Annotated in this window: 12 protein-coding genes; 6 read left to right on the top strand and 6 right to left on the bottom strand. The window is 69.8% G+C overall.

The window, feature by feature from the left end:
• Positions 1 to 335 precede the first annotated feature (335 nt).
• Positions 336 to 1,346 (top strand): ArsR/SmtB family transcription factor, encoded by a 1,011-nt coding sequence (locus tag H293_RS0123510; protein ID WP_063746928.1) that lies wholly within the window; start codon positions 336 to 338, stop codon positions 1,344 to 1,346.
• A 579-nt stretch (positions 1,347 to 1,925) separates the two neighbouring features.
• Here H293_RS0123510 and H293_RS59255 read toward each other — a convergent pair.
• Complete coding sequence (locus H293_RS59255) at positions 1,926 to 2,081, bottom strand: DUF6131 family protein (RefSeq protein WP_020120291.1); 156 nt, start codon at positions 2,079 to 2,081, stop codon at positions 1,926 to 1,928.
• Positions 2,082 to 2,449: 368 nt separating this feature from the next.
• Here H293_RS59255 and H293_RS0123495 point away from each other — a divergent pair, with 368 nt between their 5' ends.
• The 3 genes from H293_RS0123495 (at position 2,450) to H293_RS0123485 (ending at position 4,648) form a co-directional block, all read left to right on the top strand.
• Positions 2,450 to 3,268, top strand: coding sequence for an SAM-dependent methyltransferase (locus H293_RS0123495; protein WP_033415623.1), 819 nt, complete (start codon positions 2,450 to 2,452; stop codon positions 3,266 to 3,268).
• A gap of 385 nt (positions 3,269 to 3,653) precedes the next feature.
• On the top strand, positions 3,654 to 4,238 hold the full coding sequence (locus tag H293_RS0123490) for a dihydrofolate reductase family protein (RefSeq protein WP_020120289.1): 585 nt from the start codon (positions 3,654 to 3,656) through the stop codon (positions 4,236 to 4,238).
• Positions 4,235 to 4,648 (top strand): VOC family protein, encoded by a 414-nt coding sequence (locus H293_RS0123485; protein WP_020120288.1) that lies wholly within the window; start codon positions 4,235 to 4,237, stop codon positions 4,646 to 4,648. The genes H293_RS0123490 and H293_RS0123485 overlap by 4 nt, the downstream gene beginning before the upstream one ends.
• Before the next feature lie 52 nt (positions 4,649 to 4,700).
• Here H293_RS0123485 and H293_RS52825 read toward each other — a convergent pair whose 3' ends face one another.
• Entirely contained in the window at positions 4,701 to 4,979 is a 279-nt protein-coding gene (locus tag H293_RS52825; protein ID WP_259294514.1) for a peptidoglycan-binding domain-containing protein, read from the bottom strand.
• A 162-nt stretch (positions 4,980 to 5,141) separates the two neighbouring features.
• Here H293_RS52825 and H293_RS0123475 point away from each other — a divergent pair, with 162 nt between their 5' ends.
• The gene (locus H293_RS0123475; protein WP_020120286.1) at positions 5,142 to 6,131 is read left to right on the top strand and encodes an ornithine cyclodeaminase family protein; all 990 of its coding nucleotides are present in this window, start codon (positions 5,142 to 5,144) and stop codon (positions 6,129 to 6,131) included.
• 160 nt (positions 6,132 to 6,291) lie between these two features.
• Here the strand turns inward: H293_RS0123475 and H293_RS0123470 are convergent, their stop codons facing one another.
• The 3 genes from H293_RS0123470 to H293_RS0123460 form a co-directional block, all read right to left on the bottom strand.
• Positions 6,292 to 8,004: a glycosyltransferase gene (locus H293_RS0123470; RefSeq protein ID WP_020120285.1), complete on the bottom strand. Its 1,713-nt coding sequence runs from the start codon at positions 8,002 to 8,004 to the stop codon at positions 6,292 to 6,294.
• A gap of 72 nt (positions 8,005 to 8,076) precedes the next feature.
• The gene (locus H293_RS49900; protein WP_020120284.1) at positions 8,077 to 9,126 is read right to left on the bottom strand and encodes an RNA polymerase subunit sigma-70; all 1,050 of its coding nucleotides are present in this window, start codon (positions 9,124 to 9,126) and stop codon (positions 8,077 to 8,079) included.
• Positions 9,116 to 10,552, bottom strand: coding sequence for an MFS transporter (locus tag H293_RS0123460; protein ID WP_020120283.1), 1,437 nt, complete (start codon positions 10,550 to 10,552; stop codon positions 9,116 to 9,118). The genes H293_RS49900 and H293_RS0123460 overlap by 11 nt, the downstream gene beginning before the upstream one ends.
• A gap of 333 nt (positions 10,553 to 10,885) precedes the next feature.
• On the opposite strand from H293_RS0123460, the gene H293_RS0123455 reads away from it, so the two are divergent.
• Positions 10,886 to 11,314 (top strand): SRPBCC family protein, encoded by a 429-nt coding sequence (locus H293_RS0123455; RefSeq protein WP_020120282.1) that lies wholly within the window; start codon positions 10,886 to 10,888, stop codon positions 11,312 to 11,314.
• Positions 11,315 to 11,395: 81 nt separating this feature from the next.
• On the opposite strand, the gene H293_RS0123450 is transcribed toward H293_RS0123455, so the two are convergent.
• Entirely contained in the window at positions 11,396 to 12,316 is a 921-nt protein-coding gene (locus H293_RS0123450) for an alpha/beta hydrolase (RefSeq protein ID WP_020120281.1), read from the bottom strand.
• Between the last annotated feature and the right edge of the window lie 204 nt (positions 12,317 to 12,520).

Here is a 12,520-nt window from a genome sequence, read left to right as displayed (position 1 = left end):
CTTCTGCCGATCGGCTTTTCCCGCCGGACCGACTCCATCAGGATCTGTGGGGCCGACTCGGCCGACGGAGCAGAATGAGCCGAACGATTCCCCAAGGGCTGCCCGAGCGCCGTGACAGCCGGCTATGACGACATCGACAGCGTCCGGCGCGGTGATCCCTGCCCTCAGTAGGCTGCCTCGGCCCGGCGGCGAACAGGCCGCATCCGTCGCGCCGTTGGGCCCGACGTGCTCACCATGGGCCACGCAAAGCCGGGGGTCCCTTCAGGTGACGGTGGGCCGGCCCGACGGTCACCCCTACCCGACTCGTCCGTCCAGCGTCCCTCTCAAGGAGCCACTTGCTACGTATCCACTTCAGCTGGCGCGATCTTGAGAACATCCGGATCGCTCAGCAGCCCGATCCTTTATGGGAGTTGATGTGCGCGGTCTGCCGCCTCCAGACGCGTCAGCGGCTCGTGGAGTTCGGACACTGGCGTCGCGAGACCGGACAGCGGCTGTCGCGGGACCGTCGGGCCTCACACGCCCTGGGCACCCTGCGCACCGTCATCCCGGCCTCCGGCTACATCCCCGACTTCCTCACGCCTCCCGTCACAGGCGAGTGCCTGGAGGCGGGTCTCGAAGAACTACGGGCGACACCTCGCGACCGATTGGCCGCGGAACTGAGGCGATTCGCCGGCACACGGCCGGTGCCTGGCTGGATGCGCGGCCCCCACGAACCACCCGCCTCCTCACTCAAACTGGTCTCCGACGCGCTGCGGGCCTCGTTCCGGGCGCTCCTGGAGCCCTACTGGCGGCATGTACGTTCGGCCGTGGGCGACGACGTCTCGGTCCGCACGCGCGCCGTCCTCGACGGAGGCACCGCCGCCCTCCTGGAGGGCCTGCACCCCTTCGCGCACTGGAACCCGCCGTATCTGGACGTCGACTATCCCGTCGACCGGGAACTGCGGCTGGAAGGGCGGGGGCTGATGCTCGTACCGTCGTATTTCTGCTGGCGCAGGCCCACGGCACTTGCTGATCCCGAACTCGACCCGGTCCTCGTCTACCCCGTCATGAAGCAGCCGCTCGAGATCGCCCGAGCGGGCGAGGAACGGCTGGACCGACTGCTCGGCCGGACCAGGAGTGCGGTGCTCGTCGACGTGGCAGGCCATTCCACCCGCACCACCACCGAGGTGGCACAGGCCCTCGAACTCGCACCGGCCAGCGCGAGCTATCAGATAGGCGTGCTGCGCGGGGCAGGACTCGTCGTCAGCAGGAGAGACGGGAAGCACGTCGAGCACACGGCGACGTCACTCGCCCTCAACCTGCTGGCCGGCACGGGGACGACGTTTCGAAGAGGGTCGAAAACATAGCGGCCCGTGCGGGTGCGTGGCACTGTCATTGCCATCGTTGAACGACCGGGGGGAACCACATGGGGCGTGCCGTCAAGGCCGCGCTGATCGCACTGTTGGTGCTCGGCTCCTGCTCCGTCCTGGCTGCCGGATCGGCACCGGTGCAGCACGTGACGATCAGGGCGCACTAGCGGGAACGCCGTCTGACGGGCGGCTGACGAACCAGCTCCCGGCAAGCATAGACCGACGACCAATGGGGGAAGAATGAACGTGCACAAGCGGGCCATCGCCGTGGTGTTCCTGGTAGCGACCGCGCTGGGCGCCCTCGGCGCACCTGCCATGGCGGCGCCGATGCCGTGGGAGACCAGCAGGGTCCCAGCGGCCCCAGTAACCCCTGTCGCCCCATCCGTCGCAGACGGGCACAACAACACCTTCACCGTCCAGTGTGCGCCTCCCTGCTATCAGTAGGCGACACGCGCACCACACACGCATCTCACCGCCTGGTGCCCCGGGCCTTCCATGGGAGGAGGGCCCGCTCAGTGAGCAGGCCCTCCTCCTGAAGTCAGGCATTTCGCCGGACGTGGTGCGAGGACAGCCCGGTCACCAATAGTGACGTCGGCCGGCGACCGCGTGCCCCATGGATCCCATGACCCAGAAAACGGCGCCCACCACGGCCAGGATGATCCCGAGGGTCCACAGGATCGATATGCCGGTGAGGAAACCGATGACAAGCAGGATGATGCCGAGCGCGATCATGACGTACCTCCTGGTGCGAGCTGACGTGTTACCTCCCGGATGCCCCGAAGCGGCAACATCACCCCACCGGCAATCAGGAAACAATTGCTCGTAGAATCCGTTGATCACCGAGGGATTCCGTGCCTGCGCACGAGACGACAAGGTGTGCTCGGCCCGCGCAGGCGGTAGATCGTCGGCGAAGGGCAACAAGGTCCCTGCCCTCTCCCCGCTGCTCCTCCCCCGCGACCCCACCGGCACCGTGATCAGCACCCCTGGCCTCCGTGGCCTGTCGCGCCGGCACGTCGCCCCGGACCTCCACGACCCGATCAGTCCGCCCGGGCATTCCAAAACCGTGGCCAGCAGGGGACGTTACGGGGAAAATGATCGACATGACGTACGAAGGCTCTTCCATCGACCCGTCCAAGCCCAGCATCGCCCGCGTCTACGACTACCTGCTGGGCGGCAAGGACAACTACGCCGTGGATCGAGAGATCGGCGACGTGTTCAAACGCGACCTGCCCGGCTCGGTGGCCATCGCCTTCGCCAACCGCGCGGCGCTGACCCGCGCGGTCGGGGAGATCGTGAGGACCACGGGCATTCAGCAGTTCATCGACCTGGGCAGCGGCCTGCCGACCGCGGACAACGTCCACCAGGTCGCACAACGGCACACGCCCGAGGCCCGGGTCGTCTACGTCGACATCGACCCCCAAGTCCTGGTCCACGGACGTGCGCTGCTGGAGAAGGACGACCGGACCCGGGTCGTCGCGGTGGATGTCCGCAACCCCGAAGGCATCCGGAACCACCCCGAGACCATGCGCTTGATCGACTTCACCCGGCCCGTCGCCGTGATGTTCAGCGCCATCCTCCACCACGTCAACGACGACGAGGACCCGGCCGGCATCGTCCGCTACTGGCGGGAGAACGTGCCCTCCGGAAGCCACTTCTTCGTCAGCCACTTCCGCTCCGGCGACAATCCGGAGACGCAGGAGGCCGAGAAGGTCCTCCAGCAAACCTTCGGCCGCGGCCGGTGGCGCACCGACGCCGAGATCGCCTCTCTCCTCGACGGCCTGGAGATCCTCGACCCCGGTATCGTCCCCGCACCCCTGTGGCGCCCGGAGCAGACCGAGACTCCGTGGAACAACAGCGGGGAACGGCAACTCACGGTCTGGGAACACCTCATCGCGGCCGCCCTCGCCCGCAAGCCCTGACCGCCGCCTCGGCCCCTGTCCTCTCCGCCCGGCTGAGGGCGGCCCGCCCGAAACGGACGCTGCCCGGGGGCGGACTTGTGGTCATTGCCTCGGCTCCACGCTCGTTGCTGCGTGGCCGTCATCGGGCCGGTGCAGGCCGCCTGGCGGGCGCCGTAGACGCATCCGACGGTGGAGCAGGCAGGTGTCACGGACGCAGGGGTGGGTTTCCGCCCCGAGCGCGCCCATGAGTCGAGCGGCTACGAACCCTCGTCGAACGCCGTAGATCGGCGCGTCGGGCCGATGAGTTCGCCGGTTGCCTGAAGTCTCCCTTGTGACCAGCCCACCCAGCCGGCGGCTCGGGAAGCGCCGGATCCGGGTGTCGTGGAGGAGAGACGGAGAGGCCAGGATGAACAATCCGATTCGGCTGTACATGTCGATGTCGCTCGACGGCTGTATCACCGGCCCGGACGATCGGCCGGGGCAGGAACTCGGGCGCGACGGTGGACGCCTCTTCAACTGGCTCGACGACCGAGAATCCGACGGTCCGAGCGGCCAGGTCTACCGCGAAGCGCTGGCGACCGGCGCGCTGATCTCCGGCCGTCGGACCTTTGAACTCGCTGGGCGCTGGCAGGGCGATCACCACGACGGCGTGCCCATCCTCGTACTCACCCACCAGGTGGACGCCGGGGACGTGCCACCCGGCCACGCGCGTTTCGTCACCGATGTCGCGGACTGCGCCCGCCAGGCTCGCGCAGTCGCAGGCGCCCGGCCGGTCATGGTCCACGGGGCGGGAGCGGCTCAAGCACTTCTCCGGGCCGGGCAGCTGGACGAGATGGAGATCCACCTGGTCCCGGTCCTCCTCGGGGAGGGGCGCCGGCTGTTCGACCACCTGGGCGGCGATCACATCGAACTCGACCTCGTCCGAAGGCTCGAGGACCGAGACGTCACGCATCTCCGATACCGGGTGCGTCGCCCCGGGGAGGCCGCGTGAAGACGCTCTTCGTCTCTTACCGCGTCACCGATCTGGCCCGCTCGCTCGGTTTCTACACCGCCCTGGGCTACGCCGAACTGGGCAGGGTCGAGGCCGGCGACGGGGCTCGCCTCGTGATCCTCAAGTTCCCCGACGAACCGGCGGCCTCGCTCGAACTGGTCCACCGCCCCGGCGGCACAGCGGTCGAGGTGGGCAGCGGTTTCGACCACCTCGCGATCCAGGTGGAGAGGCTCGCCGCCACGCTGGAGACGCTGACCGAAGCCGGCCTGAGGCCCGAGCCCCTCCAGTACCCGGGTGGCCCTGACGGCCCGAAGACGTCGTGGCTCACGGACCCTGACGGTTATCGGATCGAGTTGGTGGAGTGGCCGTCCGGACATCCGGACGGCATCACCGAGGCCGACTTCGCCTGAGGCGGCGGCCACAGAACGGTGCTTCCGTGCCGATCCTGCTCCTCCTTGTCGTCTACGTCATCGGTCGCGTCCGGGGCACGCGGTGAGCGCGGGTCTGCGGTCCGGCGATCCCGTCGGGAGTTCCGGCGTTTTCGCCGACCGCGTTCAGGAATTTCTGCGGCGCCGTGACGGTGTTGCTCCCGACGACCCCGTCGACGGTGCCGGTGTTGAAGCCCCAGGCGTTCAGGCAGCTCTGCCAGTTCTTGGCCGGTGCGGTGTTCAGGCCGAGGTAGTTCACCGCGGGGGGTGGGAGACATGCGCGCTGCTGGCCGCGGGCCTGACGGCCAAACAAACGATCCTCCTTTTGGTATGTCCGGCTGAACGGACTCAGTCGCGTACGGATGAACCTCCTCTCGGACAACGGCGTGTCGTAGCCGGGGCGGTGGGGGGCCGGGGCCGACGCTTCGGCTGTGCGGTCGTCGGCCGTATGACCGGTATCAGGAGGTTGAGACGCATGCTTGTTCTGGGCCGCTCGCAGGTCGAAGCCCTGCTCGACGTGGACGCCCTGATCGATGCCCTGGCCGTTGCGATGGCAGACCTCAGTGCCGGGCGCGCCTCGGTGCCCGACCGCGTCGCCGCCCTGGTGTCCGAACGCGATGGATTCCTGGCGGCCATGCCGGGCTTCCTGCCGTCGGCCGGGGTGCTCATGACCAAACTGGTGTCGCTCTTCCCGCACAACGACGGGGCACGGTTGCCCACACATCAGGCGCTGATCGTGGCGTTCGATCCGGACACCGGTGAGCCCACCGCACTGCTGGACGGTACGGCCATCACCGCGGTGCGGACCGGCGCCTGCTCCGCGTTGTCGGCGCGGCTGCTGGCCCGCGAGGACGCGACGGTGCTGGCGGTGCTGGGCACCGGCGTGCAGGCCCGGTCCCACGCCCGTGCGATCTGTCGGGTCCGCCCGATCCGGCGGATCCGCGTCGCGGGCCGGGATCCCGCGAAAGCCGCTGCCCTGGCCGCCGAACTCTCCGCCGTGCTGGAGGGAGAGGTCCAGGCCGTGTCCAGCTACGCCGAGGCACTGGACGGCGCGGACATCGCCGCCGCGACGACGCACGCCGCCGAACCCGTGATCCGCCGTTCCTGGCTGACACCCGGGGTGCACATCGCGTCCGTGGGGTACAACCCGGCCGGCCGCGAGATCGACGACGCCACCGTGGCTGAGGCTCTGGTGTGCGTCGAGTCGCGGCAGGCCGTGCTCGCCCCGCTTCCTGCCGGCAGCAACGACCTGCTCATGCCGATCCGCGACGGCCTCATCACCGCCGATCACGTGCACGCCGAACTGGGCGAACTCATCGCCGGCAGCAGACCGGGGCGCACCGCACCGGACCAGATCACCCTCTACAAGTCGGTCGGCGTGGCGGCGCAGGACGCCGCGGCGACGGCGCTGGTCATTGCAGCGGCCCGCGAGCGGTCGATCGGCCGGGAGGTCACGCTGCGCTGATGCCGCCGGCTGGGCTCGAACGGGAGGAGGTCTCCTCCCCGCAGCAGTCACCGGCTGGTGCGGCCGGCACTCCCGCACCAGCCGGGCCACCGGACCGCAGCGGTGATGCTTCCGCGCCTCGGCGCCTCGGCGTTCCGCGGCACCCTGGCCCCCGCGCTTCTCAGTTGCCGCTCCAGGGGTCCGCCCTGCGTGCCAGCTTCTTCGCTCGGCCCCGGACGTCCGGGGGGAGGCGGTGGAGGACCGTGCGGGCTGCGCGGCGGATGGGCGGGACGGATGTGGTGCGCAGGTAGAGACGGTGAGGGAGCGTGGCCTGGCCCGGTGGGCGTACGGACAGCCGGAGTTGGCCGGTCGGGCCGCCCCAGGCCGGGATCACCAGATGGGGTGGGTTTCCCACCCTGACCGAGCCGAACCCGAGACCGAGGCCCGCGCCGAGACCGAGGTCCGGAGCGCCACCGCGCGTCTCGGCGTCGCTGCGGGTCACCCTCGCCCTGCGGCCCACACCGAGGAGTTGGGCGCTCGCCCACACCACGTGCGTGCCGGGTTCCATCTCCTGTCCGCCGGCCAGAGTGAGGGGGTCGATGACCGTTTCGCCGGTGAGCACGACGCGGTGACGACGCCCGCCGAGCGGCTGGGTGCGCGGGGTCAGGTCGGCGTCGGGGAACCACCACAGGTCCCTGGCTGTGTCGTGGACCAGGAGTTCGCCGTGGGCGTGGCCGAGGGGGTGCGGGGCCTCCCAGCCCTCGGCGCCCTCGATGCCGTCCAGCAGCTCGGGGTCGAGGAGCATACGGCCGTAGCGCTCGACGAGGGCGAGGGGCTCACCGTCGGCGCGGCGCATGCCGATCGTGGTCGTGACGTGGAGCCTTCCGTCCCGCCAGCGGATGTCGTCGACGGTGACCTCGGGCCTGATGCGCCGGGTGCGGCGGCCGAGTTCGACGAGGGAGTCCAGATGGCCCTCCTCCAACAGGTGCGCCCGAAGTCGGGTGAGTGCGGGCAGGCCGTCGCGGACACCGGGCGGGTAGGCATCCAGGGCCATACGGCGTACGACGTCGAAGTGGCGCTCAAGGTTCTTGCCGGTGCGCTGGAGGACGCGAGGTTCGTTCACCGGACGAAGCAGTTCGACGCGGTAGGAGCGGCGGAGCAAGTGGTTCTGCAGCGGGCCGGGTTGGGTGTCCTGCTTGATGGCCTCGACGACCGTCCGGAGATGACCGTAGTAGTCCTCCGGGGTGGTGCCGCGGCTGCTGGTGTTGCCGCCGTCGTCACGGCGCTTCCATACGTAGCAGGGGTGGTCGGCGAGGATCGAGACCGTCTTTGCGCGCAAGTAGGCGCGGACCATGAAGAGTTGGTCCTCCAGGCGCACCGGGCCCTCGGGGAACCGGATGTCGTGGGTGAGGAGGAAGTCGCGGCGGAACATCTTGTGCGGGGTGAGGCTCTCCATGAGGGGCGCGTCCTCGACCGTGCAGCGCTCCACGGTGCGTTTGAAGACGTTGCTGGGGCCCTGCATGGTGCCGATGACCTTTCCCATGACGATGTCGGACCCGTTGCGGGTCGCCATCCGGTGCAGGTGTTCCAGGGCCCCCGGGGTCAACTCGTCGTCCTGGTCGACGAATTGGATGTACTCGCCGCGGGCTTCCCGGATGCCGACGTTGCGCGGTTTGCCGGGCCAGCCTGAGTTCTCCTGGTGGATCACCCGCACATGCGCGTGCTCGTCGGCCAGCTCGTCGAGCAGCTGCGCGGAGTCGTCGGTCGAGCCGTCGTCGACGTAGATGATCTCGTACGCATCCTCCCCCAAGGTCTGGCGTAAGAGCGACGGTGCACACATGTCGATGTAGCGCCCCGCGTTGTACACGGGCACCACGATGCTCACCTTGAGCATGAACGCTCCCCCTAAACGGAGACGGCGCGTCTCCTGTTGTTCTTTGGACGTTCAGACTCTGGCAAAGGTTGTCTAACCCGAAGCAATCAAACGATTGTCTCCAGAAGGCGTCATCGCTGGCGCTCCTGAGCCGGAACCGGGGAGTGAGGTGGGAAGGCCGAACGACGGGAACAGCCCGCCGTCGAGGAAGACCACGATCCGTGCGATCAGGCCCTCTCGGATCTCCAGCACATGGATGCCGTGCGGGACGAACGAGCCGTCCGGCGCCAGGCTGTAGGTCGCCACTGCCGGGCAGCCGTTGGCGGAGGTCGCGAGGGAGCGGTGCGGTCGGGCGAACGCCCGGCGCCTCAAGTGGTCGACGACGGCCGCGCGGCCGAGGAACCAAGTGGGGATCGGCGGCATCTCGTACTCGATGTCCGAGCGCAGCAGTTCCGCCAGAGCGGCGGTGTCCGACGTCTCGAAGGCGCGCAGGTACTGACGCATGACTTTCTCGTCGAGTGCCACGTCGGCCGCGGAGCCCGACGCCGTCTCCTCCTCGTCGGGGACGTCCTGTGCCAGCGTCTCGCGGGCGCGCTGAAGAAGACTGCGGGCGGCCGTGACGGTGATCCCGAGGAAGTCGGCCGCCTCGGCGGGACGGAAGGCGACCACGTCGACGAGGATCAGGACGGCACGCTGCCGGGCGGGCAGCCGCTGGAAGGCGGCGATGAGCGCGAGCCGGGTGCTGTCGCGGAGCGCCGCGATGCCGGCGGGGTCGTCCTGCGCGTCCCCGAGACGGCGCGTGGGCATCGGCCCGAGCCACGGCAGCGCATCCGACCTCGACAGGTCGGCCGTCTCCGGGCTCTCCGTCGCGGCGCCCAGGCCGGAGGGCAGGACACGTCGGTGGCTGCTCCGCAGGGCGGTCAGACAGGCGTTGGTCGCGATCCGGTACAGCCAGGTGCGCAGCGAGGATCGTTCGTCGAAGTCGCCGTATCCGCGCCAGGCCCGGATCAGCGTCTCCTGTACGAGGTCCTCGGCGTCCTGGAACGACCCGAGCATGCGGTAGCAGTGCGCGAGCAGCTCCTGCTGGTACGGGTCGGCGAGCCGGGTGAACTCCTCGCCCGTGCAGCGGCTCTCAGCGGACACCGAGTTCCTCCTGGGAGGTCTGAGCGGCCGGGTGCCGCGCGGCGGGTGTACGGCCCGGGGCGAGGACGCCCGAGGCGGCCCCGGCGAACGCGAGCGCCGCGGACGTGATGATGGCCGCCGAGAAGCCGTCCGCGAACTGCTCCGGTGACCGGTCGCTGCCGTGGGCCGCGAAGACCGCGGCCAGGACCGCGATGCCCAGGGCGCCGCCGAGTTGGCGCACCGTGCTGAAGGTGCCGCCGGCCTTGCCCATCGACTGCGGCGGCACCGACGTCATCACCGCGCTCTGCTGGGCCGGCATGGCCATCGACGTCCCGATGCCCGAGATGATCAGTGCGGCGACGGAGGACCCGTAGGAGTCGTGGTCGTGGGCGTTGACGCCCAGCCACACCAGTCCCGCACCCTGGAGGAAGAGCCCCGACGAGATCAGCCGGCGTGGGCCGACGCGGTCCTGCAGCCGGCCGGCGAGGGGGGCGACGAAGAACAGTGGCACCGTCCACGGCAGGAACCTGACCCCGGCGCCCAGCGGCGAGTAGCCGAGCGAGATCTGGAGATACTGGGCCAGGAAGAAGACCGTGCCGAACAGGGACGCGGTCAGCAGGAGTGTCGAGAGGTTGCCGGCGGCGAAGGCGGGGACGCGGAACAGGCTCAGCGGAAGCATCGGCTCCGTGGCCCGCCGCTCCCAGCCGGCGAACGCGGCGAGCAGGACGAGGCCGCCGACCAGGGAACCGAGGACCTCTCCGCTGCCCCAACCCGCCGGGCCCGAGCGGACCAGTGCCCACACGAGGCCGAACATCGAGGCCGCGACGAGCAGGATGCCCAGGTAGTCGATGGCGATCGGCTCCCCCTTCGTCTCGGTGAGCTTGGCCGCCGCGAACGGGATGACCGCGGCGATGACCGGCACATTGATCCAGAAGATCCACTGCCAGGCCAGGCCCTGCGTGACGGCACCTCCGACTAGCGGGCCGCCGACGACGGCGAGACCCATCACGGCAGCGTAGATCCCCATGACGGCGCCGCGCTTGTGCGGCGGCGCGGCCGCGGTCAGGAGTGCCAGTGCGGCGGGCGAGATCATGGCGCCGCCTGCGCCCTGGAGGACGCGGGCGGCGATCAGCAGTCCGATGTTCGGCGCCAGGGCGCATGCGGCCGAGGCGAGCGCGAAGACGACCAGGCCGAGGATGTACGTCCGCTTGCGGCCGATCCGGTCGCCGAGTTCGGCGCCGGGGATCATGAGCGCGGCGAAGCTGAGGCTGAAGGCGTTGACGGTCCACTCCAGGCTCGTCATCGAGGCGCCCAGGTCGCGGTGGATCGTTTGGAGCGCGGTGGCGACCACCAGTTGGTCGAGTGCCACCACGAGGGCGGCGACCGCGGTCAGCACGAGTACCCACGGCGGTGATGCCGGCGCCTTGTGGGGCGGGGCGAGGGTCATGTCCGGTCCTTCCGATCAGGTCTTGGTGATACAGACCTGTCGGCGGTCGCCGTTTCACCGGTCCGGGACGGAGGAGGGCGGCGAAGACCGCGCGGACCACTTCCACCAGCACCGAACCCAGGGACTCAAGCGGGCCTCGTACCCCTGGAGGCACACCCTGCGCCCCCGGCGGTCTGATTCTGCGGCTGTCACCACCTGACGGGGTGACGAGGGCACAACGGCTCTGGGTGCGCGACGCCGATGACACCAAAGTAACCGCCTTGACTGGTGACGCAGCCGTGTGGGAATCTCTCGTCACCGCTCAGAACAGTTACTTTTCGGTGAGGACATCCCATGGCAGTCGTACGCGTCCACCTCGTCTCCCAGCTCAGCCCCAAGGACGTGCTGGGAGTACTGACCGACTTCGGTCCCTCCCGCCCCCAAGCCTGGCCCACGATCGACGCCGACCACTTCGAGGTCCACGGCCTCGGCGACACCTGGGCCGAGGTCACCGAGGGGACCGCGGCCGCCTGGGAGCGGGCGCGCTATGAGTGGGAGCCCGCCGGTGACACGGTCACCGTCACCACGTTGGACTCCAAGCTCTTCGGGGCCGGCGGCGGCTGGGTCTTCCGGCTGACCCCCGAGGGCGACGGCACCCGGGTTGACGTCGAGCTGACGCGGGAGCCGAGCACGGTCAAGGGCAAAATGCTCGCCGTGCTCCTGCCCCTGGCCGCTCCCCGGTCGCTGCGCAAGTCCTTCGCGGGGCCGTTGCAGGCGAAGTGACCCGCCCTCACATGCGGGAGGGGCCGGCAGCCTGCGCTGTCGGCCCCTCCCGCATGTGCCCCCGTACGTGGGCTCGGCAGGTCACTTGTCGAGGTGGGCGGTGAAGTAGTCGGCGAGCTTGTCGACGGCCTGGTCGACATACTCGCGCTTGTCGTAGAGGTCGACGTGGCTGGCGCCGGGAATGCGATGGAGCTCCTTGGGGCCGGTGGCGGCCTGGTGGGCCTCGATCGCCATCCAGGCGGTCACCGCACGCTCCCCGATGATCTGCAGGACGGGGCGGGGGCCGATGAGGGGGACGGCGCGGAAGACGTCGCCGGAGGCCATCTTGTCGACGCTGTCCCAGGTGAGGTACTTGGCGGAGCGCTCGTGGTAGCCGCGGGCGCCGCAGTAGTACTCCCAGCCCTCGATGCCGTGTTCGCCGCCCAGGGCGCCCGCCTCCTCGGCGGTGTCCGGGAACATCGTCAGCACGCCGGGGTCCTCGCCGCGGGCGGCACGGGTGCGAGCCTGAGCGGCGGCGTCCAGGAGGGCCTGGAAGACCGCCGGGTCCTGGGAGCCGTCGGCGCCGAAGCGGAACTGGCGGGCGGGTTCGGCGGTCGAGACGGTCGCGACGGCCCTGACGCGATGGTCGCCTCCGGTGGCGGCCAGCGAGTAGCCACCGGAGGCGCAGATGCCGAGCAGACCGACGCGGTCGGAGTCGACCTCCTCGCGGGTCGTGAGGTACGAGACGGCGGCCTTGAAGTCCTCGATGCGCTGGGCGGGGTCCTCCAGCCCGCGGGGCAGACCACCGGACTCGCCCTGGTGAGCGGCGTCGAAGGCGAGAGTGACGAATCCACGCTCGGCCAGCAGCTGCGCGTACGTACCGGAGGTCTGCTCCTTCACCCCGGTGCCGGGGTGTCCGACCACCAGCGCCGCACGGGGGCCGACGGCCGGGCTGTCGGGAACGTAGAGGTGTGCGGCGATCTCGATACCGGCGCTGTCGAAGCTGACACGGGTCCTGGACATGGAACACACTCCTGGAAGACGGTGACGAACGAGTTCGGGATGACCCGGTCTCCGCCGGGCGCAGATCCACCATCCGTCGCCCGTCCCGTGTGCGGGAGAGGCAGGTTTCTGCCTGGGAAGAAACCTGCCCCCTCACACATGCGGGGTGTTCAGCGGCGTGGGAGTCCGGCTGTCACCGGCCCGAGTGGGTCGTACTCGGTGTGC

The organism is Streptomyces canus 299MFChir4.1, from assembly GCF_000383615.1.
In the GTDB taxonomy this organism is placed as follows: Bacteria; Actinomycetota; Actinomycetes; order Streptomycetales; family Streptomycetaceae; genus Streptomyces; species Streptomyces canus_C.
The sequence above is the reverse complement of the archived record's forward strand: the minus strand, read 5'-3'. Positions and strand labels throughout refer to the sequence as shown.